This is a genomic window from Shewanella sp. 10B, from assembly GCF_023475885.1.
In the GTDB taxonomy this organism is placed as follows: domain Bacteria; phylum Pseudomonadota; class Gammaproteobacteria; order Enterobacterales; family Shewanellaceae; genus Shewanella; species Shewanella mangrovisoli.
The window spans coordinates 1-24,524 of the sequence record NZ_JAMDJO010000003.1; the positions used below are offsets into that span (position 1 = coordinate 1).

24 protein-coding genes, 3 tRNA genes and 1 rRNA gene are annotated in these 24,524 nt (G+C 46.8%); 18 read left to right on the forward strand and 10 right to left on the reverse strand.

The annotated features are described in order from the left end of the window. Both M0415_RS12300 and pssA read right to left on the reverse strand, forming a co-directional pair. Nucleotides 1-329, reverse strand: a 16S ribosomal RNA gene (locus M0415_RS12300); the annotation flags it as partial. Between the two features lie 707 nt (nucleotides 330-1,036). Beyond that, a complete protein-coding gene (gene pssA, locus M0415_RS12305; RefSeq protein WP_086904714.1) occupies nucleotides 1,037-1,855 on the reverse strand; it encodes a CDP-diacylglycerol--serine O-phosphatidyltransferase in 819 nt (272 codons plus the stop codon). 91 nt (nucleotides 1,856-1,946) lie between these two features. Between pssA and M0415_RS12310 the strand changes: the two genes are divergently transcribed. Continuing rightward, nucleotides 1,947-2,411, forward strand: coding sequence for a DUF4124 domain-containing protein (locus M0415_RS12310; protein ID WP_086904721.1), 465 nt, complete (start codon nucleotides 1,947-1,949; stop codon nucleotides 2,409-2,411). 183 nt (nucleotides 2,412-2,594) lie between these two features. Here M0415_RS12310 and clpB read toward each other — a convergent pair whose 3' ends face one another. The 3 genes from clpB to rluD form a co-directional block, all read right to left on the reverse strand. Beyond that, nucleotides 2,595-5,168, reverse strand: a complete 2,574-nt coding sequence (clpB, locus tag M0415_RS12315; RefSeq protein WP_249556057.1) for an ATP-dependent chaperone ClpB — start codon at nucleotides 5,166-5,168, stop codon at nucleotides 2,595-2,597. 117 nt (nucleotides 5,169-5,285) lie between these two features. Next, nucleotides 5,286-6,071, reverse strand: a complete 786-nt coding sequence (gene pgeF / locus M0415_RS12320) for a peptidoglycan editing factor PgeF (RefSeq protein WP_249556058.1) — start codon at nucleotides 6,069-6,071, stop codon at nucleotides 5,286-5,288. Between the two features lie 3 nt (nucleotides 6,072-6,074). After that, on the reverse strand, nucleotides 6,075-7,046 hold the full coding sequence (gene rluD, locus M0415_RS12325) for a 23S rRNA pseudouridine(1911/1915/1917) synthase RluD (protein WP_011623739.1): 972 nt from the start codon (nucleotides 7,044-7,046) through the stop codon (nucleotides 6,075-6,077). A 122-nt stretch (nucleotides 7,047-7,168) separates the two neighbouring features. Between rluD and M0415_RS12330 the strand changes: the two genes are divergently transcribed. The 6 genes from M0415_RS12330 to hmpA all read left to right on the forward strand — a co-directional run bounded on the left by M0415_RS12330 (nucleotide 7,169) and on the right by hmpA (nucleotide 11,647). Continuing rightward, complete coding sequence (locus M0415_RS12330) at nucleotides 7,169-7,930, forward strand: outer membrane protein assembly factor BamD (protein WP_088210383.1); 762 nt, start codon at nucleotides 7,169-7,171, stop codon at nucleotides 7,928-7,930. A gap of 219 nt (nucleotides 7,931-8,149) precedes the next feature. Further along, nucleotides 8,150-8,225, forward strand: a tRNA-Phe gene (locus M0415_RS12335). A 55-nt stretch (nucleotides 8,226-8,280) separates the two neighbouring features. Further along, nucleotides 8,281-8,367, forward strand: a tRNA-Leu gene (locus M0415_RS12340). Between the two features lie 44 nt (nucleotides 8,368-8,411). Further along, nucleotides 8,412-8,498 (forward strand) — tRNA-Leu (locus tag M0415_RS12345). A gap of 163 nt (nucleotides 8,499-8,661) precedes the next feature. Continuing rightward, nucleotides 8,662-10,287 (forward strand): methyl-accepting chemotaxis protein, encoded by a 1,626-nt coding sequence (locus M0415_RS12350; protein WP_249556059.1) that lies wholly within the window; start codon nucleotides 8,662-8,664, stop codon nucleotides 10,285-10,287. A gap of 166 nt (nucleotides 10,288-10,453) precedes the next feature. Then, nucleotides 10,454-11,647, forward strand: a complete 1,194-nt coding sequence (gene hmpA, locus M0415_RS12355) for an NO-inducible flavohemoprotein (RefSeq protein ID WP_249556060.1) — start codon at nucleotides 10,454-10,456, stop codon at nucleotides 11,645-11,647. A 98-nt stretch (nucleotides 11,648-11,745) separates the two neighbouring features. Here hmpA and M0415_RS12360 read toward each other — a convergent pair whose 3' ends face one another. Further along, on the reverse strand, nucleotides 11,746-12,471 hold the full coding sequence (locus M0415_RS12360; RefSeq protein WP_249556061.1) for a pseudouridine synthase: 726 nt from the start codon (nucleotides 12,469-12,471) through the stop codon (nucleotides 11,746-11,748). A gap of 14 nt (nucleotides 12,472-12,485) precedes the next feature. Beyond that, on the reverse strand, nucleotides 12,486-13,106 hold the full coding sequence (locus M0415_RS12365) for a helix-turn-helix transcriptional regulator (RefSeq protein ID WP_249556062.1): 621 nt from the start codon (nucleotides 13,104-13,106) through the stop codon (nucleotides 12,486-12,488). Between the two features lie 146 nt (nucleotides 13,107-13,252). On the opposite strand from M0415_RS12365, the gene M0415_RS12370 reads away from it, so the two are divergent. The 3 genes from M0415_RS12370 (at nucleotide 13,253) to M0415_RS12380 (ending at nucleotide 14,949) form a co-directional block, all read left to right on the forward strand. Then, nucleotides 13,253-13,867, forward strand: coding sequence for an NADPH-dependent FMN reductase (locus M0415_RS12370; RefSeq protein ID WP_249556063.1), 615 nt, complete (start codon nucleotides 13,253-13,255; stop codon nucleotides 13,865-13,867). Nucleotides 13,868-13,917: 50 nt separating this feature from the next. Beyond that, nucleotides 13,918-14,334, forward strand: coding sequence for a VOC family protein (locus M0415_RS12375; protein WP_086904221.1), 417 nt, complete (start codon nucleotides 13,918-13,920; stop codon nucleotides 14,332-14,334). 144 nt (nucleotides 14,335-14,478) lie between these two features. Next, entirely contained in the window at nucleotides 14,479-14,949 is a 471-nt protein-coding gene (locus M0415_RS12380) for a YcxB family protein (protein WP_011718001.1), read from the forward strand. Between the two features lie 81 nt (nucleotides 14,950-15,030). Here the strand turns inward: M0415_RS12380 and M0415_RS12385 are convergent, their stop codons facing one another. Continuing rightward, entirely contained in the window at nucleotides 15,031-15,600 is a 570-nt protein-coding gene (locus M0415_RS12385; protein ID WP_011718002.1) for an acetate uptake transporter, read from the reverse strand. Nucleotides 15,601-16,327: 727 nt separating this feature from the next. On the opposite strand from M0415_RS12385, the gene M0415_RS12390 reads away from it, so the two are divergent. From M0415_RS12390 to M0415_RS12410, 5 genes are all read left to right on the forward strand, one after another. Continuing rightward, on the forward strand, nucleotides 16,328-16,564 hold the full coding sequence (locus M0415_RS12390) for a hypothetical protein (protein ID WP_011718003.1): 237 nt from the start codon (nucleotides 16,328-16,330) through the stop codon (nucleotides 16,562-16,564). Between the two features lie 349 nt (nucleotides 16,565-16,913). Continuing rightward, nucleotides 16,914-17,777 carry a MipA/OmpV family protein gene (locus M0415_RS12395; protein WP_249556064.1) on the forward strand — a complete coding sequence of 288 codons (864 nt, stop codon included), beginning with the start codon at nucleotides 16,914-16,916 and terminating at the stop codon, nucleotides 17,775-17,777. A 26-nt stretch (nucleotides 17,778-17,803) separates the two neighbouring features. After that, a complete protein-coding gene (locus M0415_RS12400) occupies nucleotides 17,804-18,196 on the forward strand; it encodes a DUF3019 domain-containing protein (RefSeq protein ID WP_011718005.1) in 393 nt (130 codons plus the stop codon). Continuing rightward, nucleotides 18,196-18,909, forward strand: a complete 714-nt coding sequence (locus M0415_RS12405) for a winged helix-turn-helix domain-containing protein (protein WP_011718006.1) — start codon at nucleotides 18,196-18,198, stop codon at nucleotides 18,907-18,909. Before M0415_RS12400 ends, M0415_RS12405 begins: the two co-directional genes overlap by 1 nt. A gap of 8 nt (nucleotides 18,910-18,917) precedes the next feature. Then, nucleotides 18,918-20,186, forward strand: coding sequence for an ATP-binding protein (locus M0415_RS12410; RefSeq protein ID WP_249556065.1), 1,269 nt, complete (start codon nucleotides 18,918-18,920; stop codon nucleotides 20,184-20,186). A gap of 28 nt (nucleotides 20,187-20,214) precedes the next feature. Here the strand turns inward: M0415_RS12410 and M0415_RS12415 are convergent, their stop codons facing one another. Beyond that, on the reverse strand, nucleotides 20,215-20,523 hold the full coding sequence (locus M0415_RS12415) for a DUF1289 domain-containing protein (protein ID WP_088210376.1): 309 nt from the start codon (nucleotides 20,521-20,523) through the stop codon (nucleotides 20,215-20,217). Between the two features lie 157 nt (nucleotides 20,524-20,680). Between M0415_RS12415 and M0415_RS12420 the strand changes: the two genes are divergently transcribed. Continuing rightward, nucleotides 20,681-21,217 (forward strand): DUF4136 domain-containing protein, encoded by a 537-nt coding sequence (locus M0415_RS12420; protein ID WP_249556066.1) that lies wholly within the window; start codon nucleotides 20,681-20,683, stop codon nucleotides 21,215-21,217. A 178-nt stretch (nucleotides 21,218-21,395) separates the two neighbouring features. On the opposite strand, the gene cysM is transcribed toward M0415_RS12420, so the two are convergent. Beyond that, nucleotides 21,396-22,274 carry a cysteine synthase CysM gene (gene cysM, locus M0415_RS12425; RefSeq protein ID WP_011718010.1) on the reverse strand — a complete coding sequence of 293 codons (879 nt, stop codon included), beginning with the start codon at nucleotides 22,272-22,274 and terminating at the stop codon, nucleotides 21,396-21,398. A gap of 208 nt (nucleotides 22,275-22,482) precedes the next feature. Here cysM and cysP point away from each other — a divergent pair, with 208 nt between their 5' ends. Beyond that, nucleotides 22,483-23,490, forward strand: coding sequence for a thiosulfate ABC transporter substrate-binding protein CysP (cysP, locus tag M0415_RS12430; RefSeq protein WP_011718011.1), 1,008 nt, complete (start codon nucleotides 22,483-22,485; stop codon nucleotides 23,488-23,490). A 183-nt stretch (nucleotides 23,491-23,673) separates the two neighbouring features. Beyond that, a complete protein-coding gene (gene cysT / locus M0415_RS12435) occupies nucleotides 23,674-24,519 on the forward strand; it encodes a sulfate/thiosulfate ABC transporter permease CysT (RefSeq protein ID WP_088210373.1) in 846 nt (281 codons plus the stop codon). Nucleotides 24,520-24,524 lie beyond the last annotated feature (5 nt).

Genomic DNA, 24,524 nt, shown 5'->3' on the forward strand with positions numbered 1-24,524 from the left:
TGTCTCAGTCCCAGTGTGGCTGATCATCCTCTCAGAACAGCTAGGGATCGTCGCCTTGGTGAGCCATTACCTCACCAACTAGCTAATCCCACCTAGGTTCATCCAATCGCGGAAGGCCCGAAGGTCCCCTCCTTTCCCCCGTAGGGCGTATGCGGTATTAGCAGTCGTTTCCAACTGTTATCCCCCACGACTGGGCAGATCCCTAGGCATTACTCACCCGTCCGCCGCTCGCCACCTCAGGAGTAAACTCCCTTGTGCTGCCGCTCGACTTGCATGTGTTAGGCCTGCCGCCAGCGTTCAATCTGAGCCATGATCAAACTCTTCAATTAAAAGTTTTTTGTTTAACTCGCGTTAAACGACTCAATGAATTCTGATTTGTCGTTTCGACTCGAAAGTCAAAACAAACTGTACATATTGCTATGAACACTCATTCATTGATTTAAATTTTGATTACTCGCCAAACGGCAGAGTAATTTCGATTAACTCAACACCTGTGAGTGTCCACACAGATTTCTTGTTTAGATTGTTAAAGAGCATTTGACCATCTACTTCGCGTTACCGCTCAGCGGGTCAGGGCTGCGTATTCTACGCATTTCCCATTTGGCGTCAAGGCGTTTTTGCAAACTTCTTGATGCTTTCGAACCAAGTGAACATTTTGCATCCGATTCGCACTGATACCGCGCTTGCTTTCGCTGTCTGCCGTGTCAGTGTATGCGCATTATAGGCAGCAGAACTTTTTGTGCAAGGGCTTTTTTAACAAATTACGTTAAGTGAGCAAATAACCAGCAAAACTGAGAATATCGGATAAATATGCTGCTATCTTTGTCACTTGGGTTGATAAGTTTGGCATACGCGGAATGGATGTGCAGGGAATTCTATAGACTGAATAGCCTTAAGAAAGGACGCTTTAAAACTTTTGCATATATAGATGTATATATGTTGGATGAGGGAAACGGTTCAAGAGTAACGAATAGCGACTCTTGAACCGTAGAACTAACTCATGGAATAAAAGCTTGTGAATGTAGGAACTGTCGGCCTAAGGCTTATCCGCAGAATTTGTTGAACTCTTTCTGCTCTCTCCCGCGTCCTGTTCCTTTTCATGCTCTCCATCGCCCACAATGTGCGCCACTTTTAGTTTTCTCACGGTACGAATAGTTATCACTGGCCCCGAGATGGCGTAGAGGTAAAAACCAATACAGAGAATTAATGCTGGTTGCACCGACACCACCACGAATACGCCAACCACAAATAAGATAGCAATGAAATTCACTTTGCCGCGCCAGTCAATTTCCTTAAATGAGTGATAACGGAAATTACTCACCATTAATAATCCCGTGGTGGCCGTAATCAATCCGGCAATCCAACTGATATTCTTACCATCGAGGTTGTACTGATTACCAAGCCAAATACTACCTGCAATGACGGCCGCGGCAGCAGGACTCGCTAACCCTTGAAAGTAACGCTTATCTGCCACGCCGACCTGAGTATTAAAACGAGCAAGCCTTAATGCGGCGCCCGCACAATAGATAAATGCTGCGAGCCAACCAACTTTGCCTAAATCCGCAAGCGCCCAATTATAGGCGAGCAACGCAGGCGCCATACCAAATGACACCATGTCCGCCATGCTGTCATATTCGGCACCAAAGTCACTTTGGGTATTCGTTAACCTTGCCACTCTGCCGTCTAAGCCATCGCAAATCATGGCCACAAAAATCGCAATCGCCGCCGCTTCAAAGTTAGCATTCATAGAGGCAATCACAGCATAGAAGCCGGAAAACAAGCCTGCAGTGGTGAATAAATTCGGCAGTAAATAGATACCTTTATTCTTTACTGTTTGATTCGTGGAATTTTGCATACACTTATAAAGCTATGAGCTGAAATGGAAGTAGGCTTCAAGATAGCATATTTTACTATCATGTCGATGGTGACCCTTAGGGATGATTTTTATGTTAAGAAAAGCCAAGGTTAGCGCAATGTTTCTGCGGATTGCATGCTTAATGCTGCTCACTCAGCCCGTATTAGCTGGGGTGATTTACACTTGGGTCGATGAGAATGGTGTCACCCATTACAGTCAGCAGCCACCGGAGCAGGAGCAACCCAAAACGCAGCAACTTTATAGCGAAGATATTGAGCCAGGTAAGATTGGCTATATCGCTCCCGTTAAAAAAGATGCCCCTCCTGAAATGTCCGAGTCCGAAAAGTCGGCGGCGTTAATTAAAGAGAAAGACGCTAAGCAAGCCGAAGCGATTTGTGAAAATGCTAAACATAATTTAGATGTGTTAACGACTCATACCAAACTTACCCGCCAAGCAGACGGTAATAAAGAACCTGTCGCGATGACAGAAGAAGAACGCCAAGCGGCGATTAGCGAGAATCAGCAACGGATAAAACTGTTTTGCGATAAGAAATAGCGTTCTGCGTTTGTTATAGGATCTACTGAAGCCTTAATAGCAACGCCACGCTATTGCTAGCCATTCTTTTAGGGTTAGCGAACATTATATCTGTAGCATATAGATATAAAAAAACCGAAGCCTGAGACTTCGGTTTTTTTATTTAAGTTAAGCAGTATTTAGCACGTTAATCATCCGCGCAAATTATTGCTCGAATACCAACTCACCACTGGCGCAACTGACCTTGATAGGTTTGCCGGGCAGTAAATCGCCACGCAGTAATTTTTGCGCTAATGGGTTTTCCATCTCTTGCTGCAAGGCACGTTTCAGCGGTCTTGCGCCATAGACTGGGTCGAAACCAATTTCGGCGATTAATGATAATGCCTCGTCGGTGATCTCCAGCGTATAGTCTTTCTCTGCCAAACGCTTACGCAATGAAGCAATTTGGATAGAAGCAATATGCTTGATATTTTCCGCATCCAAGGGATGGAATACCACAGACTCGTCGATCCGGTTTAAGAACTCGGGTCTAAAGCTATGAGTAACCACATTCATCACCGCGCTCTTCATTTCGCTGTAACTTAGGTGACCAAATCCTTCTTGGATAATGTCAGAGCCTAAGTTTGAGGTCATGATGATCACCGTATTTCTAAAGTCGACGGTACGGCCTTGACCATCGGTTAAGCGGCCATCATCCAGCACTTGCAGCAAAATGTTGAACACGTCTGGGTGTGCCTTTTCCACCTCATCGAGCAAAATCACTGAATAAGGTTTACGGCGCACCGCTTCGGTTAAGTAGCCGCCCTCTTCATAGCCGACATAGCCTGGAGGCGCCCCCACTAAACGGGAAACCGCGTGTTTCTCCATAAATTCAGACATGTCGATGCGCACTAAGGCCGATTCCGTATCGAAGAGGAACTTAGCCAACGACTTACACAGCTCAGTTTTACCCACACCGGTTGGTCCTAAGAACAGGAACGAACCAATAGGACGATTCGGATCGGCAAGCCCTGCGCGGCTACGGCGAATCGCATTGGCGACCGCATCCACTGCTTCGTTTTGGCCAATCACCCGCTCATGCAGTGCCACTTCCATTTGCAGCAGCTTTTCACGCTCGCCTTCGAGCATCTTAGAAACCGGAATCCCCGTCGCCTTTGATAACACTTCGGCGATTTCTAAGTCTGTGACTTTATTGCGTAGCAGCGTCATGTCCTGCATTTCGGCTTGCGATGCTAAGTCCAATTGCTTTTCAAGCTCTGGAATACGGCCATATTGCAGCTCGGACATACGGGTCAGGTCGCCCGCGCGACGTGCCACCTCTAAATCCATCCGTGCTTGTTCAAGGTCAGCTTTAATATGCTGAGTTCCTGCCAGCGCTGCTTTTTCGGTGCGCCAGATTTCGTTAAGCTCCGACGCCTTAGCCTCAACCTCATGCAACTCGACACGTAAATGTTCGAGTCGACGGCGGCTCGCCTCATCGTTTTCTTTGGCTAATGCCTGCTCTTCCAGTTTCAACTGGATAGCACGGCGCTCCAATCTGTCGAGGGATTCGGGCTTAGAGTCCATCTGCATACGGATACTCGATGCCGCCTCGTCAATCAAGTCGATGGCTTTATCGGGTAATTTACGGTCCGACACATAACGGTGCGACATAGTGGCCGCCGCCACAATCGCCGGATCGGTAATTTCCACATGGTGATGCAGCTCGTAACGCTCTTTGAGACCACGCAAAATCGCAATGGTATCTTCAACGCTAGGCTCATCCACTAATACTTTTTGGAAGCGGCGCTCAAGGGCGGCATCCTTTTCAATATATTGACGATATTCGTCGAGAGTGGTCGCGCCCACACAGTGAAGATCGCCACGGGCCAGCGCAGGCTTTAACATATTGCCCGCATCCATAGCGCCATCGCCTTTACCCGCGCCCACCATAGTGTGCAGTTCGTCGATAAAGAGGATCACTTGGCCTTCTTCCTGCGCCAGCTCGTTAAGCACAGCTTTTAAACGCTCTTCAAACTCACCACGGTATTTAGCGCCCGCAATCAGTGCGCCCATGTCTAAAGATAAAACGCGTTTATTTTTAATTCCTTCAGGCACTTCACCGTTCACAATACGCTGAGCGAGACCTTCAACAATCGCGGTTTTACCCACGCCTGGCTCACCAATCAACACAGGGTTGTTTTTACTACGGCGTTGCAGCACTTGAATGGTGCGGCGGATCTCATCGTCACGGCCAATCACAGGGTCAAGTTTGCCCTGCTCAGCACGCTCGGTGAGATCGACAGTAAACTTTTTCAGCGCTTGGCGTTGGTCTTCCGCGTTAGGATCATCCACATTTTGACCACCGCGTACTTGCTCAATGGTTTGCTCCAGCAGCTCTTTGGTGGCGCCGGATTTCTTTAAGCATTGTGCTAAGGCATCACTGCCTTCGAGTGCCGCTAAAACAAACAACTCACTGGAAATATATTTGTCTTTGCGCTTTTGCGCCAACTTGTCGCACAGGTTTAATAACCGAATTAAACCTTGGGATAATTGCACATCGCCACCAGTGCCTTCGACTTGTGGCAGACGTTCAAGTTCTTGGCTTAAGAGCGAGCGCAGCGCACTCACCCGAATGCCAGCTTGAGTTAATAAAGGATGGATTGAACCAGAATCCTGGTTGAGCAGCGCCATCATCAAATGTAACGGTTCGATAAACTGATGATCACGCCCGAGCGCGAGCGACTGGGCATCTGAGATGGCAAGCTGAAATTTATTGGTCATACGATCGAGTCGCATACAGCCTCCTAAAACTCACAAATGAGGTATAACATTTTGTTAGTTAAAAGATGGGGGCTATTTAACCGATTTCAAGCAAGACGGCGGGAAATTAATACAAATTGTAGGGGAATAAACCTAAGACTTAAGCCAGATCAATGACGCCATACGGCCAGTAACTTTATCGCGGCGATAAGAGAAATAATCTGGGCTAGAGACAGTGCAAATATCGGCGCTGTAAACCTGCGTAATGCCAAGTTGCTTTAAGCGCAATTTGGCTAATCCGATAATATCGGCGAGGTACTTGTCCGGTTTAGTTGCCTGACATTGAGCGACAAAGCAGTTTGCAGCGTTAGGATCTGTTGCAATAAAGGCTGCACGCACCTCGGCGCCAACCTCAAAGGTCTTGGGCCCAATGGCAGGCCCTAGATAGGCAATCAGCTCACTCGGCTCAGAGGCAAATTTTGCCACACTCGCCTCAATTACCCCATCACAGAGTCCGCGCCAGCCAGCATGGGCAGCGGCGACTTCAGTACCTTGTTGATTACACAGAAGTACTGGCAAACAGTCAGCAGTCATCACCACACAAACTCGCCCAGCGAGATTGCTATAACTGGCATCGGCCACCAAAGGTGGCGCTTGCGCGTCCACACTCTCTGATTGAGCTTCTTGGGCAAGATTGATTGGGGCGATATCCGCCAAATCAACCACCTGAGTACCGTGAACTTGTTCCAACCACACAGGCTCAGTCGCAAGCCCTAGCAGTTTTGCCAAAATGCCACGATTAGCCAATACCTGCTGCGGCGCATCCCCCACATGCAGCCCCAAGTTCAGGCTGTCGTAGGGCGCGAGACTCACACCGCTGTGGCGGTCAGTCATCGCAATTGCCACATTATCCGGTACAGGCCAATCGTGAAGCAGCATAGCTTAGTACTCGACTGGATGTTCTAAGGTATCTTGACGCAGTGCTTTGGTCAGAATCACCATATCTTCTGGAATAGGCGCGGTCCAGCTCATGATTTCACAGGTAACAGGATGCGCTAACTCCAGACGCACCGCATGCAGCGCTTGGCGTTTAAAGTTTTTCAGGATCTCGAAAAACTCAGGGCTTGCTGCCTTGGGTGGTTTTGGACGGCCGCCATAAACTGGGTCACCCACCAACACATGGCCAATATATGCCATATGCACGCGGATTTGGTGAGTACGGCCCGATTCTAAACGCAATCTTAAACGGGTGTGATTACGGAATTTTTCCGCCACACGGTAATGGGTCACCGCGGGTTTCCCCGAATGATGCACCGCCATGTGGGTGCGTTTTGTCGGATGACGACCAATAGGCTCATCGACTGTACCGCCCGCTGTCATAGTGCCGAGGACAATCGCCTCGTACTCACGGGTGATTTCACGGGCTTGCAATGCAGCCACTAAATGGGTTTGTGCTTCAACCGTTTTGGCCACCACCATCAAACCTGTGGTGTCTTTATCCAGACGATGCACAATACCCGCACGTGGCACGTGCTCAATATTCGGGCAGTGATGCAACAGGGCGTTCATCAGAGTGCCATCGGCATTGCCAGCACCGGGGTGAACCACTAGTCCCGCTTGTTTATTGATCACTAAGATATCATCGTCTTCATAGACAATATCCAGCTCAATAGCTTGTGCGGCCGCATGCACTTCTTCTTCGAGCGTGGCATTAATTTCAATGCGCTGCAGCTCGAATACCTTTTCGCGCGGCTTATTCACCATCACGCCATCAACATAGACTGCATCAGATAGGATCCATTCCTTGATGCGCGTGCGCGAGTAATCTGGGAACAACTCAGCCAGTGCTTGATCCAATCTCAGGCCAGTTTGTGTTGCCGAAATCTCGCTTTTTAGATTAATCTCTTGTGTCATAGGAACCGTATCCCCATTTTGGGGTCAAAAAATGTGTGCTATCTGTTACAATCGAATGCTTTCTATTTTATCGTGAAATGGAAAAATTCTTAACTACAACTTATAAAGAATTGAATTCAAGTATGTATAAATTCTCCAAAGGCTTAACCTTAGTCCTATTTTCGCTAGCGTTATCAGCCTGTAGCAGCAGTCCTGAAGATAACGATATTGCCGCCAAAACCTCACCTGATGTGCTCTATTCTCAGGCAAGAACCTCCATGGAACTTGGCAATTACTCTAAAGCCGTCCGTTCATTGGAAGCGTTAGACTCACGCTTTCCCTTCGGACCACATAAAACTCAGGTTCAGTTAGATCTGATTTATGCCTATTACAAAATGGACGATGTTGCCTCTGGCATTGCCAACATTGACAGATTCATCCGTTTAAACCCAACTCATCCGAATATCGACTATGTCTACTATATGCGTGGACTCGTCAATATGCAGGCGGACAGCTATCTGTTCCACGATATGTTGAATATCGATAGAACCGACCGCGATCCTAAAAATGCCCAAGATGCCTTTAAGGATTTTGATCGTTTAATCAAAACCTATCCCAACAGCAAATATGCTGCCGATGCGCAAAAACGCATGTTGTCGCTGAAAAACCGTTTAGCAAAATATTCCATTCAAGTTGCTGAGTATTATCTCAAAATGAACGCTTGGAGTGCTGCGGCCGTTCGTGCTCAATCTGTGTTGGAAACATATCCCGGCACCCCTTCAACGGAACGAGCACTGGAAATTATGGCAGAAGCTTATGGCGAGTTAGGTCAGAACCAACTGAAGCAAAACGTGCTCATGGTAATGCAAGCTAACTTCCCAAACAACGAAATCTTATCGAACTAAGCGTAAATGCCCCTTTATAAGGGGCATTTTTTTATCTTAAGTTCACCGTTTGATGCCCCTTCCCTTTTAGGTTCTGCAGCGCGCCAAGTTCCTTTTCATCTGGGTAAGAGTCAATAAATACGCTATTCGAGTAAAACTTATCCAACCGCACTACTTTTTACATTATTTCGTAAAAATCAGTTGACTCAAAAGCCGAAAAGCCTTTAAATTGCGCCCGTCGCCCGAATAGCTCAGTCGGTAGAGCAGAGGATTGAAAATCCTCGTGTCCCTGGTTCGATTCCGGGTTCGGGCACCATCTTTAAATTGGTTGCCTTAGCGACTAGTGTTAAAGAATCGCAATAAAGTACAGTGCAGGTGTGGTGGAATTGGTAGACACGCTAGCTTCAGGTGCTAGTGCCCTTGCGGGCGTGGAGGTTCAAGTCCTCTCACCTGTACCAAATTGCGATTCAAATTAAAATTCGACACAATGTCGGATACCAATGCAGATGTGGTGGAATTGGTAGACACGCTAGCTTCAGGTGCTAGTGCCCTTGCGGGCGTGGAGGTTCAAGTCCTCTCATCTGTACCAACATTTAAACCTCGCTTAGCGAGGTTTTTTTGTATCTGCGATTAAATTTCCTTAAGTAACTTATCACCTTCCTTAAATTTGCTATAACTATTCATACAGACTCATCATAGGGACAGCTCGAGCTCTGCCTAAAGGACTCCCTTGTTTCACCGAGGAAATCCATATGAATGGTCTACAAATAAAACAAAAAATGTTTATTGGCATTCTCGTGCCGCTCCTAATGCTACTGACTATCGGTTTTATCGCTATCAATATGATGGGAAAAATCGAATACGGCGTCGAACGCATCTATAACGATCGAGTCGTCCCCCTTGATGATCTCAAAGTGATTGCCGATAAATATGCCGTGGATGTGATTGATGCGGTGAATAAGGCTAATGCCGGCGGCTTTACGGCTTCTCAGGCCATCAATGCCCTTGAAAGTGCTAAATCCACAGTCAATCAACGCTGGCAGAAATACCTATCAACTGAGCTTACCAAGGAAGAATCGCAACTCGCGCAGCAAGCTGAGCGTTTATTTACTCCCGCCAATGAACAAATAGAGCTGTTAATCACGTATCTTCGGGGAATAAATGGCGATGTGGTGCATCAACTGAACGACAAAATATTACCTTTGTATAACGCCATCGATCCCATCAGCGGTAAAGTCTCCGAACTGATTGATCTGCAAATTAAGATCGCCGGTCAGGAGAAAGATGGCGTAAACGGTATTTACCAATCCTCCATTTCTATTTTTATCACCCTTGCGGGTATCGCCATGCTGATCAGCATAGTGATTGGGCTCTGGGTGAATCGCAGCGTGATGAATCCGATACGTGATATTGTTGAAAATCTTAAAACGATACGACAAGACTCTGATCTCACTGTTAAGTTTAAAACCTTCAACGACGATGAACTCGGGCAGATCTCCACTAGCCTGACCCAAGTGATTGAACATCTGCGGGGCATTTTGCACTCGATTGCCGAAGCCGCAAATACGGTTAATAGCTCAGCGACAGAGCTGAGCAGTTTTACACAAGCGACCAATAAACGTATGCAGCAGCAACAGGCGGAAACCGAACAAACGGCAACGGCCATGAATGAGATGACGGCCACCGTTGCCGAAGTGGCTCAAAGCGCCGCAGCGGCTGCAGATTCCGCCAAGGATGCGGATAATTATGCCGCCAATGGTAATCATATTGTGATGCAATCCATCACCAGCATGTCGCAACTTTCTGAGCAAATTCAAAAAACGGCGCAAGTGATTGGCTTTTTATCGAATGAAAGCCAAAACATCGGTCGGGTATTGGATGTGATCAAAAGTATTGCCGAACAAACCAATCTACTAGCATTAAATGCGGCGATTGAAGCCGCCCGCGCCGGAGAGCAAGGTCGAGGTTTTGCGGTGGTCGCCGATGAAGTCAGGACATTAGCGCAGCGCACCCAAAAATCGACTCAAGAAATTGAAGCGATGATCGCCACTCTACAACAAGGCGTAAAAGAAGCGGTGAATGCGATGGAGGTCGGTATCAATCAAGTGGATGATGCCAACGATAAGGCGAATCAAGCTGGCCAAGCATTAAAAGAGATTGTCGCCTCCGTCGACAATATCACCGAGTTAAATACTCATATCGCTACGGCTGCCGAGGAGCAAAGCAGCGTAGCCGAGAGCATCAACCGCAGCATTATCGCCATCAGTGATATTGCCGAACACTCCACTAACTCAGCCTTAGAGTTGAGTGAATCCGTACTTAATCTCACAAAACTTGCCAATAGTATGCGTAATCAGGTGAGCGCATTTAGGCTTTAACATTTCTTCGTAGGCACAGGTTCACTGTGCCTACGACTTCATTACTCAATACCTATCCTCGCAAAAATCACACCTAACAGTTTTAGGTGTGATTTTTATTGATCTAAATCAAATGTACCTTTAAACTTATATAACATTCATAAATAAAGCATGTTAAGGATTCATTATGTTGGATAGCCGTACCATCCAAGTGATTAAAAGCACCATTCCCCTACTCGAATCTGCTGGTCCCGCACTCACTCAACATTTTTACGAACGGATGTTTAAACATAATCCTGAGTTAAAAGATGTATTTAACTTGGCACATCAGCATTCAGGCGGTCAGCCCGTCGCGCTGTTTAACGCAGTTGCGGCCTATGCCAAAAACATTGATAACTTAGGTGCACTCGGTTCGGCTGTTGAGCGCATCGCCCACAAACACACAGGATTTTTAATCCAACCAGAACAATATGCGATTGTCGGTAGCCACCTATTGGCGACACTCAAAGAGCTGGGCGGAGAAGCCGTCACAGAAGAAGTATTAACGGCATGGGCCGATGCCTATGGATTTTTAGCCAATATCTTTATCAATCGTGAAGCACAGATTTATCAAGAAAGTGCACAGCAGGATGGCGGCTGGTCGGGAGTGCGTGAATTTATCATTAGTGAGAAAAAAGCCGAGTCCTTAGAAATAGCCTCCTTTGTATTAACGCCCGTGGATGGCAAAGCGGTAAAAGACTTTGTTCCAGGACAATACTTAAGCATTAAGGCGCAACATCCTAAGCTTGCCTTCGATGAAATTCGCCAATATTCACTCTCAGATGCTCCAAATGGTCAAAGCTATCGGATCACGGTAAAGCGTGAGCTTAATGGCCAAGTATCAAATCTACTGCACGATGTACTGCAAGTCGGTGACACACTTTCAGTGATGCCACCTGCGGGCGATTTCACTTTAGCGATTCAAGCTGAAACGCCTGTCGTGTTAATTTCGGCGGGGGTTGGGCAAACGCCGATGAAAAGCATGTTAAATCAACTCTTAAAGCTTAAACATCCAAGTGCAGTGACTTGGTTACATGCCTGCGAACACGGTGGAGTACACGGATTTAAATCGGCCATCAAAAACAAACTCGGCCAACATGCGAATCTTGCCAGCCATGTATGGTACAGAGAGCCGACAAAGGCTGATGTGTTAGGCCAAGATTATGATTTTAAAGGCACAATGGACTTAACCTCCGTCGCCGATAAAATCGTGGCCAACGCACATTACTATTTCTGTGGCCCGATTGGCTTTATGGCTTCGATCAAACAGCAATTACTCGCCTTCGGTGTACCTAGCAAGCAAATGCACTACGAAGTCTTTGGCCCACATGCCGAACTCTAAGGCTGCAACGTCATTATCAATCATCGATAGATAACTCAGGCACAGAGCCATCTTCCCGCAAGGCAAGGTGGCTTAATGCTTGTTCCATAAACGCTGAACTAGGCTAACTTCCCTGCAAGATAGACAGAAGCCACCTCCTGCGCCGTTAACATGCGACTCTCGCCCGGCTTTAAGCCATCATCCAAGGTAATCTCACCGATAGAAAGGCGATGCAATCCCACCACTGGATTACGGAAACGACCAAACATCCGCTTGATTTGATGATACTTTCCTTCCCTTAGCGTGACTTCAGCAATATGAGTGTCGAGGATAGTCAGCTTTGCTGGCTGCGTGGTGATATCTTCAAAGCCAAAATACATCCCCTGCGCGAATGCCGCGATATACTCCTCACTCAAAGGATTCGCTAAAGTCACCCGATACACTTTATCCACTTTTTGATCGGGCGACATGAGCGCCTCGGACCAACGGCTATCATTGGTCAGCAGCAATAAACCCGAAGAGTTTAAATCTAACCGCCCTGCAATATGCAGCTCATTGCGAGCATCACAGTCGAGTAAATCAATCACTGTGCGGTGCTCTGTGTCTTTGGTGGCACTCACTACGCCAACGGGTTTATGTAGCATCAGATACACAGGCTTATTGGCCTGTAAGACTTGTCCATCAAACACTATATGGGAAAATTCATCCACCAGCAGATCGAGCGCTTTCGCAGGCGCGCCATCCACATACACTCGCTCCGCCAGCAAGAGTTCTCGCACGGCTTTACGGTGAATTTGCAGCTTAACGGCAAGATATCTGTCGAGACGACCACGTTTTGATTGCATAACCCCACCCAGCGCTAAGATAAAGGCGCAATGCGATAGGCGCAGCGACGGGCGCCGTCGATGATATGCTCTTCACGGCTCACAGTGGCGATATCGGCAAATAATTGCTGGAACTGTTGCAGTTCGGAGCGGCAAAAGTTTTGGCACTTAGTTGCTGCGCTGCAAATTGGGCAGTGATTTTCAAGCAACCAGAAAACTCCATCCGCTTGTTCCTGCGTAGCCATATAGCCTTCAAGGGTACGCAGCTCCACCAATTTAGTTAAACGACTGGCAATATCCGTCATGCCTTGCATCGCGCTGCGATACTGCTGCATAGCCGTGTGCTCCCTATGCTCAATCAGTTTATCTAGGCCTTGATCACCAAATATCATTTTAACGGAATCAATCAATTGCAAACTAAGCTCACTGTGACGATCGGCAAAGTGAGTCCGACTCTGCTCCGTTAGTCCCCAATATCGGGTTGGGCGTCCACGACCTTCGACTCTATCTTCAATATCGACATCACCCGCATCCTCTAAGGCCTGCAAATGCTGCCGAACCCCCATAGTGGTCAGGGCCAGTTCTTCCGCTAGGGCCTTTGCCGTTAAAGGGCCATGCAGCTTGAGTAATTGAATAATCTTATCAGTGGTTTTCATATGCGCTCTCCGCTCTTCGCCTCGGATTATCCCTCAATCGCCCACCTTTTAACAGAATAAATAAAGTTTTTTATTTATTTTATCCTTTACAAGATTATATAAAGTAATTACCTTATAAATAATTTATAAACAAATAGGTTTACATAATGAACTTACTCATCATCAGCACCAGCCAAAGAGCTCATTCACAAAGCGCTAAAGTCGCGAGATACATAGCCGAAACCAGTTTTTTATCGCCCCATAGTGTCGGTTACGACGCTATCCATCACTTAGAGCTTTGCCAGTTCAATTTGCCATTTTGGGACGGTGAAGAAGACAACAAGGGCGAACATTGGCCTGAGATTGAGCAAAGGGTGGATGCTGCGGATGCCCTGGTTTTGATCACACCGGAATGGGGTGGGATGGCATCGCCACTGCTTAAAAACTTCCTTTTGATGTGTAGCCGTCAGGAAACCGCCCATAAGCCGGTGTTGTTGATTTCAGTTTGCAGCGGCATTAGCGGTGCTTACCCCATTGTGGAAGTCAAAATGAATGCACTCAAAAACAATAAATTAGTGCCGATTCCCGACCATTTGATCATCCGTAATGTCGAGAATGTACTCAACGCTACGCCCCAAGGAGCGCGGGATATCGACCTCAGGGAAAGAGTGCAATACAGCCTGTTTATGTTGCACCAATACGCCCAAGCCTTAGCACCGATACGCCAACGCCATATTCATCAACCCTACCCCAAGCAGCAGGAATACTGCTACGGTATGTAAGCAGCTTGGATGTTTATCACTCTGACTAAAATCATTACAAGGAACGCATCATGATCCATTTAGAACACATCAACCTAGTCGTTGACGACATCCCCAAAGCACTCACTTTTTATCAAGCCGCCTTCCCCCATTGGCGTGTCCGTGGCGGAGATAAAGGGACTTGGTACGGCAAGCCGCGCAATTGGATCCACTTTGGCGATGATTATCAGTACATTGCCTTTAGCGATAACGGTGAAGGCGAAAACCGCGACTTAACGGGCCATCAAATTGGTTTAGCCCATTTTGCCTTTGTGGTGAGTGATTTAGATGCCGTGATAGCAAGACTAACCCAAGCCGGTTTTCCGATAGCCAAAGATGGCATGGAAGATCCTTTCCGGCGCAATATCTACTTCTTCGATGCCCATGGCTTTGAGGTCGAATTTGTAGAGTATCTCAGCGATCTGCCCAACGAACGCAATCGTTATTAAGTGTTAATCCGAAGGCGACGGGATACATAAATTTAGTATTCCTCGCCTTATCCACTCCTTAGATCCAACCCTAAAAATCGTTACTTTGACAGGCTAAACCGCTAAACTAGCGCACAATCAGGCTTTCCAATATTAGATAACTCGATGACAACACCTTATTGTTATTCCACTACTTATATCTTAGATAAAGCGCATTTTGACGAGTGTTATACCCAGTCCGTTAAACCCGATCCCACGCTCAAACCTTACTATAAGGCTATGGGGTTTGGACTCATTGGTATTGCACTGATTTTTGCGGATGTCAGCCTCTATCTGGCCTATTTTTTTGTCGGACTCGGGGTAATTGAAGCCTTGAATGTGAAATACAACAAAGCCTGGTGGTTGATGCGGCAGATGATGAGCAAGGCCGCCAATAATGAAGTCACGCTGATTGTCGATGAACAAGGGATTAGCACCCAATCACAATACGTTAAAAGCCAAATCCTTTGGACGGATATTTACCGTATTGTGCCAACGGAAAAGGGTTTTCTTATCACCCATAAAACCGGCACCAGTTATATTTCCAATCGCAGTTTAGATGAGGCCTGTAGCGCGTTTATTAAAGCAAAAATCTAACCTAAACGGCACAGGCTTTCAAAAACAAAAAGGCTGAATCATTCAGCCTTTTTGTTAAATATTAAACGCCATGAATGACGCTTAAGCCTTTGCTTTTAACTCACCAATCGGCAAAATCGTGCGGCCATATTCATTGTTGAGCACTTGCGCCATGGCAAAGTAAATCGCACTCGCGCCACAGATAATCCCTTCAAAACCCGCGATAGTGCCAATCAAGGCGCTGCCAGTGAAATCTCTTGCCGCCAACAGGAAGAACAAAATGGTGAGCGAGGCAAACACAAACTGTTTCGCTCTTGGGTAGCGTAGCGAACCGACGAACATAAAAGCAGTAAAGATCCCCCACAGGGTTAAATACCATCCCATAAAGTGGGTTGGGCTCGCCGCAATTCCGGCATTAGGCATTAAAATCAACCCGACTAAGGTTAGCCAAAATAAACCGTAGGAAGTAAATGCGGTTGTCCCGAAGGTATCACCTCGCATAAAACACATAATGCCGACAATGATTTGGCCGAGTCCGCCATAGAAAATGCCCATCGCTAAGATCATTGCATCAATAGGAAAATAGCCCGCATTGTGAATGTTCAGCAGGATAGTCGTCATACCAAAGCCCATTAAACCTAATGGAGCAGGATTCGCCAGTTTCGTCGACACAGGAAGTCCCCAAAAATAAGTAAGTTAATCTCAGCACCTAGATACACTCTAGGTACTTATTATTTTATAAAAAGCGGCGAATTCTAGATAACTAATAAGGAGATCACAACCAAAATATCAATACCAGACAAAAACAATGATTTATCATTTAAAATCATAAACATATCGAAATTAAAACTCAATTAAACCTAAAGTTTAAAAATTAATCCAATAAGATTCAAACAACTACAAAACATCGGAACAAAGAGTGCGCCACATCTGATTTATCGGTTAATTTTGCTCGACTTCAAACTTCCCATTTTCCCACCTAAAAATAACGTTAGCCCACATAGGGATAAAGCCTAAAAAACATTAACTTCATCCCATAACGCCATCAAAGATGAGATAAGTCTAGTTTTAGACAAATTGATAACATTTAAGCGCGCGTGGCAAGGAAACTTAAGCCCTTTTAGAGAGTCTTAGAAGGAAGAGCTCAAGCTTGGCGTAAGAGAGGATGCGATTGAGTGGCATTGTATGGTGGGTTCATCTTTGCAAAACAGCCCTCAATCCTCGATAAAGCTGCCCATAAAACAAGCGACTTTTGCTGGCAAAAATGGCTCACCAAATTAGCGAAAAATTATTTATATCTAAAAAATAATAGCAGTGATAGATTGCTATCTGTTGACGCAGCGGCATGATGGGAAACCAGTTAGGCTGTTGTTAACTATCAATAACTAAAGGAAATAAAATGAAAACCTTATCAGCTGTTATCACACTATCGGCACTTATGAGTTTCGCAACCTTTGCCGACGAATCGACACTTCCTCCCGCCCCTGCAAATGATATCGCTCAACTGACAGAAGTGTGCCAACAAATGGCCTCTGAAGATCAGGTCGAAAATGCCGAGCTTAAGCAATATGTGCTCGACTGCGTGAATGACCAGCTAACAGAAATGGGTTATCAAACCGTAAAAGAACTTAACTGATCGTTTTAACTTCCTTTAGCCTATAAGCTCTTTCGGGTTTTAGCGCCTTGTCCTTATGCCATTCACATTCTGAATGGCATTTTTATTGGGCAGACAAACAGATTTTGCAAACTTTCACTTCGAAAAACACAACAAAATAGCAACCAAAAATCAGCAACCTTAAAAACCCTAAACAAAGGTATTTTTTGCTTTTATTTTGTCTTTCAAGTGATTGCGTAATCTACATATCAGCTATTTATATGATATCTGTATCATTTTGCATCCCTAAAGGTGAAAGCACTGTGGAATTAAGCATAAAATGCTAATCTGTTGCCCATTATCGACAGACATTAAATCCGAACGCAAAATCATGTATCGAATTCTATTTATCTTACTCGCCGCACTTAGCCTGCCTTCAATAGGAATGGCGAAGGAGCCGTGCGTCACTAAAGATGAATGTATTGAAATGCGTAACTGGGATTTAGGGGTAGCGATCGGCTGGGGACAGAAGACCAATCCATTGCGAGATTTTGATGATATCCCAGTCTTCTTTATTCCCACCGTAGCTTACTATGGTGAGCATTGGTTTTTTGATAATGGCAACTTGGGCTACAGTTTAACTGAGCAGAAGTACTTCAGCTTAAACTTAGTCACCAGTTATAGCTTAGATAGGGCCTACTTTTACCGTTGGGATCCGTCCAATATCTTCCTAAAACGCAGTTCACAGGAAGACGCCAGACTGCTCTCAACGAATACCGCCCTGAGCAGTGAGCCAGACCCCGTATTTAACTCCTTAGAATCGCGCAACTTTACTATGCTCGGCGGCGCTGAAGCCTTTATTTATAGCCCGTTAGGTGTAGTGAGATTGGCCTATACCCATGATATGTTTAATGTACACCAAGGGTCTGAAGCGCAAATCAAATGGACCTATGGCTGGCATTTAACGCGCTGGGTGATGGATATGTCACTCGTATTCGATTGGAAGAGTACCAATGTGGTCGATTATTACTATGGTGTTCGCCCGAGTGAAAATGATTATTGGAGCCAACATTACCATGCCGATGCAGGTTGGAATAAAGGGATAGAAATGACAGCCCGTTATATCTTAACTGATAACTGGGACATGCTGTTTGCGTTCCGCTACACACAACTTGCAGACGAAATTGCCGCCAGCCCCTTGCTCGATCAAGACTATAGCAGCACATATTTTATTGGCGCAGCGTATAGGTTCTGACACTAGTGACTCCTCTTCATATCAGGATGCTGTGCGTGTTAGGCCTAAGCGTTAGCTTGATGGGGCCCAGTTATGCACTTGCAGCATCAGATGAAGAGTCAACCTTAAAACTCACCCCCGAAATCTGTATCACTGGGGATGAAAGCCAAGCCTGTGAGATCCGCGTAGAGCTACAGTGGCAACTCGTTAATGACGAGCTAGTCTGTATCTTGTCCGATAATAACGCCTATCCTAAATGGTGTAGCGAATCACTGGAACAGCATGCAATAACGTTGAATGTCAGTACGTTAAACGATATTCAATTTATCTTAGTGAGTAAGGACACCAATCAAACACTGGCTGGAGCCAAATTAAAAATTACGTCAACCTCGCAGCCTCAGGTGCGCAGACGTTACCGTAACCCTTGGAGTTTATTTTAATGACGAATCCACAATCACCCCACAGAGTGTTATTGGTTGAAGACGATGTCCGTCTTGCGAATTTAATCGTAGATTATTTGAAATCACACGGTATGCACGTTGAAGTCGAGCGCCGCGGTGATACAGTCTTAACCCGCTTAATCAACTACAAGCCCGATATCATACTGCTAGACATTATGCTGCCAGGTCTAGATGGCCTTAGTCTGTGTGAAAAGCTGCCCGATTACTTTGCCGGCCCGATCCTGCTGATGAGTGCCCTAGGTTCGAGCGAAGATCAGATCAAAGGCTTAGAACTCGGCGCCGACGACTATGTGGTGAAACCCGTCGACCCAGCACTACTGGTTGCCCGTATCAACAATCTGTTACGCCGCCAAAACCAACCGCCGCAGGCCGAATCCCACTGCCTGACCTTTGGTAAGCTGAGTATCGATCCCCATACCCATGCTATCCGCCTCGACAATAAAGAAGTCGACCTCACCAGCCATGAGTTTGAACTCCTCTGGTTACTGGCCTCACAGGCGGGACAAGTGCTGAGCCGTCAGTATATCTATCAATTACTGCTTAACATTGATTTTGATGGTAAAGACAGAAAAATAGATGTGCGTATTTCAAGGCTGCGTAAAAAGCTCAACGACAATATCGAGACCCCATTCAGAATTAAAACCGTCTGGGGACAGGGTTATCTCTTCGCCCCTGAGGCTTGGAACAACTAAGAGCTGCCGTGAAACGTCTCTTTATCAGCTTATATTTACTGCTGAGCCTCAGTTTTCTGGGCATAGGCTGGACACTGGACAGCCTGTGGCAGAAAAATGTGGATGAAAATAATGCGTTAGATGCTCCTCTGGTTGCGTTAGCCCAGTTGCTAACACAGCTACCAGAGGAGAATCGTAACGCCTATCTTGAGGCGCTGCCCAGCCATGATCAGTTGCCCCTTAATCTGCTCAGCCCAGATCAAATCGCGCTAGCCAAGGATCAACAGCTCACGCCCAACCATGTGGTCACCACCACAACCAGCGAGGGCGAGCAATTCCAGTTTATTCAGGTTGGCGAGCAAGTGTTGATGGCGGGTCCCATAGAGATAGACCCAAGAGCCTCACTGCGAAATCTGTTTACGCTGTTTTTCTATCTATCACTGGCGTTAGTTGCGCTGATTTGGGTCGGCCCGTTGTCGCGGGATTTAAGCATCTTACGTAAGGCCACCAAGGATTTTGGCGAGGCCAAATGGGATACACGCATTAGCCTCTCAAACCGCTCGCAGGTCAAACCCTTAGCAAACACCTTTAATGAAATGGCGCGCCATATCAGTGCGTTAATCGAAAACCAAAAACATTTATCCAATGCGGTTTCCCACGAGATCCGCACCCCGCTCGCGCGGCTGAAATTCGCCCTCGCCCTAATGCCTATGTACTGCCAGCCCGATTCCGACGAGCAAAAGCGTCAGGATTTTCTCAATGAGATGCAGCTCGACATTAAGGAAATGGAAAACCTGCTGCAGGAACTGCTGACTTACGCCAGCCTAGAGGCTCAGCGCGAAGGCACACCTTTGGACGAATACGATCTGCTCAGCTTAGTAAACCAGAGCATCAAACGCTTAAGCAGCTTAAGTGATACCCCCATCCACTTACAGGCGGAGATGACGACTCTCCCTTTAGTCGGCGAACCCGCACTGATTGAACGCGCACTACAAAACCTGCTGACCAACGCCCAGCGTTTTGCCCGCCACCAGATCCTGATTGAAGTCAGCCAAACCCCGCAAAGGGTGACTTTAAGTGTCAGCAATGATGGGGAGCCTATTCCCGAGGTGGATTTACCTATGGTGTTTGAGCCCTTTTACCGCAGCCAATCGGTGCAAAATGGTAACAAGGGTCATGGCTTAGGTCTGGCGATTATCAAACGAATTATGCAGCGTCATCAGGGCGAAGTGAGCGTCAGCAGCAATCCCACTCAAACGTGTTTTACCTTAAGCTGGCCAAAGAAACGAGAAATTTAAGCGTTTAACTGGCGCTCTCAAAGTTAGATTATTCCTCGAGGTCAAAATCCCCAAGGTCTAACTCAGCGGCGTCTTGCGGCTCAAAATCGAGTTGCGGGTTAAGCGCAGCCCTCTCCTGCTCAAGTGCCTGCTGACGGGCTTTATATAAGGCCAACTGCCGCCGACGTTTACGTTGATGGCATAAACGGATCACATCGTGTTTTTGGGCATCGGTAAAATGCAACCAATTGAATCGCTCCTCACGATTACGCAGGCAACCTTTGCAATAGCCGCGGGCATCGGTTTGGCACACACCGATGCAGGGGCTAGGGATTTCGAAAAAGGCTAACTGTTCCATGATGTTGAGCGACTCTACCAGTTAAGCATCTAAAATGCGTGACCTTAGATACACAAGTAAAACAATACAAAAATTAAACACTTTTCACTAAATTACTTGCAGTCTTACTGTTAATCAAGGCACATTGAACAGAGTTTGTACAACTTGGAGTGCCATCATGGGATACAAAAATATCGCCAGTCTGTTTGTCGCCTTGGTCTTCGTCAGCGCCTGCAGCAGTAAGCCGAAAAACGATTACGATCTCAATTACGACTTTAAGGCATTACAGAGCTTCACCCAGCTCGCTCCCCAGCCTAGCGACGACCCACTCAGCGCCCAGCGCATTCAAACCGAAATCACCCAGCAATTAAGCCAAAAAGGCTTTACCGAAAATGCCTCTTCCCCCGATTTTAAAGTCGCCTATGGTTTACTAACTCAAGACAAACCCAAAGACTCAGGCTTATCCATAGGCTTAGGCACGGGCAGTTTTGGCCGCTCTGGCGGCATTGGCGTAGGTACGAGCGTCGGCGTGCCGCTTGGCAGTGACACGGCAAAAATCCAAACTATTCAAATTGATATTATCGACACTAAAACCAATAAGCTGATTTGGCGCGGCACTGATAGTTTCGATTTTGATGGCGGCGGCGATAAAAAAGCTCAAGACACAGCCAAAGCCGTTAGCCGGATTTTGGCGCAGTTTCCACCGCAGCCATAAGCCTGATTAAAACGGCACTGATTGATCTGATGGCGGTTAGCCCTTGATGGTTTAAACCATAATGACTTTAACCATTAATGGTTTAAATCACTGTGGCTTATACAATAGCCAATAAAAATGGGCGATAAACGCCCATTTTTATTGCCGAAGAAAAGACAAATTTCTATCTAAGTTAGAATTAAGAAAATAACCCAGATGATAGATAACGGTCGCCCCTATCGCACACAATTGCAACCACAACGGAACCCGGATTCTGCCTCGCAATCTCGAGCGCCGCAAATACCGCGCCGCCAGAACTCACGCCAGCACAAATGCCTTCTTCACGGGCCAAGGTTCTTGCCATGGCTTTCGCATCTTGCTCCTCAATATCCATCACCGCATCGACACGGGCAGCATCGAAAATACCCGGTAGATACTCCTGTGGCCAGCGGCGGATCCCCGGAATCGAACTGCCATCGGCGGGTTGTAGCCCGACAATGGTGATATCGGGATTACGGCTCTTTAGGTATTTAGACACGCCCATAATAGTGCCTGTGGTACCCATACTGGAAACAAAATGAGTGATCTTACCTTGGCTCTGCTGCCAAATTTCAGGGCCAGTGGTCTGGAAATGGGCGTTGGCGTTATCTTGATTATTGAACTGATCCAGCACCTTACCTTTGCCTTGTGCCTGAAGATCTAAGGCTAAATCGCGCGCGGCTTCCATATTGTCCACCAGCAACAACTCGGCGCCATAGGCCTGCATGGCATCCTTACGCTCCTGGGTCGAATTCGACGGCATAATCAGGATCATCTTGTAGCCTTTAATCGCCGCAGCCATGGCTAGGGCGATGCCCGTATTGCCACTGGTGGCTTCAATCAGGGTATCCCCGGGGGCAATCTCTTGGCGAAGCTCCGCCTGAATAATCATATTCAGCGCCGCACGATCCTTTACCGAGCCAGCAGGGTTATTCCCCTCCAGCTTTAACAATACCGTTGAGCTACCACAATCAAGCCGCTGCAAACGCACCAGCGGAGTTTGCCCAATACAGGCTTCAATAGTCGGAAAGTCAGACACTCGGTTATCCTTTATTTGATAAAAGCGACTCAGTATTCGAGTATTTTAAGATGCTTGGACGCAACAAACACGTGAATATCATCGACGGCATACAATTAATCGCTCATAGTTATTCAAAAAAGTTCTATTTATGTGGCTTTTTATAAATAAAATCTTCTATTACTCTATTCCTATACACTGACACAGTTGCCAGATTAAGGAGTACAAAATGCCAGTAAAATTGACTAAAGCCCTGCTGGGAACCCTATTACTGGGAACCTCCCTCAATGTGGCAGCCGCCGATCAGACACTATTAAATTCCTCATACGATATCGCACGGGAATTATTTAATGCCTATAACCCTGTTTTTGCTAAACATTGGCAAGAACAAACCGGCAAGACCGTTGAAATCAAGCAATCCCATGCGGGTTCTTCCGCTCAGGCTCGCTCGATTCTTCAGGGCTTACCCGCCGATGTGGTGACCTTTAACCAAGTCACCGATGTGCAAATTCTGCATGACCGCGGCAAGTTAATCCCAGAAAACTGGCAACAATTGCTGCCGAATGCCAGCTCACCTTACTACTCTACCATCGCGTTTTTGGTACGTAAGGGCAATCCAAAGCAAATCAGCGACTGGAATGATTTAGCTAAAGATGACGTTAAGCTAGTATTCCCGAACCCAAAAACCTCGGGTAATGCGCGCTATACCTACTTAGCAGCCTTAGGTTATGCCCAGAAAAACTATGGCAAAGATAATCAGGCCTCATTAGATGAGTTCTTGAAGAAGTTCCTCGGTAACGTTGCAGTATTCGATACAGGTGGCCGTGGTGCAACCACTTCGTTTGTAGAGCGTGGTATCGGCGATGTGCTGATCACCTTCGAATCTGAAGTGAACAATATCCGTCAGCAATATGGTGCCGATGATTACCAAGTTGTCGTGCCTAAAACCTCGATTCTGGCGGAATTCCCCGTTGCCGTAGTTGAGAAAAACGCTAAGCGTAACGGCACGCAAGAACTCGCGACCGAGTATTTAAACTATCTTTACAGCGAAGAAGCACAACGTTTGTTAGCCGGATTTAACTACCGCGTTCACAACGAGAAGGTTGTTGCCGAATTTACCAAGCAGTTCCCTGCGGTTGAGTTAATGACCGTTGAGCAAATCATAGGTAACTGGGACAACGCTATGAAGACCCAATTTGCCAATGGCGCCAAACTGGATCAGTTATTAAAACGTTGATCATCCGCTTGGGTACCTAAGTCACCAAATCCACAACCCGGGCAATGTCCCGGGTTTTGTGGTTATATTGCGGCAACGGACAAGGTCGCTATCACAAGTTGTCTTTATCGCGATTGAGCAATAACGTGCTAATGGCATAATAATATTGGATTAACTCCATTAACCTTATCGGGTGGTTATTCAGTGATATTTAATAATGGGCGCTTACGCCACAAGCGGGTTTTGCCGGGGTTTAGTATCAGCCTAGGTGTGTCTCTGCTGTTTGTCAGCTTGATTCTCTTACTCCCCACCACAGGCCTGATTATGCAAACCAGCCAGATGAGCTGGGCCGAGTATTGGGGCGTGATTGCTGATCCCCGCGTACTGGCAAGTTATAAAGTCACTATTTTATCTGCACTGGCCGCCTCCCTGTTTAACTGTCTTTTCGGCCTGTTACTCGCTTGGGTGTTGGTGCGTTACGAGTTTCCGGGTAAACGCATCCTCGATGCCTTAGTCGATTTACCCTTTGCCTTACCCACAGCCGTCGCGGGTATTACCTTAGCGACCCTGTACGCCGAGAATGGCCAGATTGGTAGCCTGTTGGCCGAAATCGGGATCAAAGTGGCTTACACACCATTGGGGATTGTGGTTGCGATGATCTTCACCAGCATTCCCTTCGTGGTGCGAACCGTCCAGCCCGTACTGGAAGAGTTATCCCACGATGAAGAAGAAGCTGGCATGACCTTAGGCGCAACCGATGGCGCCGTGTTTTGGCGGGTGATTTTACCTTCCCTCTGGCCAGCCTTAGTGGTCGGTACAGCACTGTCTTTTACCCGCAGTCTGGGTGAGTTTGGTGCGGTGATCTTTATCGCAGGCAATATGCCCTACATCAGTGAAATCACCTCCCTGATGATTTTCGTTCGTCTACAGGAATTTGATTTTGCCGGCGCCAGTGCCATTGCCTCCGTCGTGCTGCTGACCTCGCTGTTGCTGCTACTGCTGATTAACCTGTGGCAGGCGCGTTATTTACGCCGCATTCACGGCCGATAAGGAGC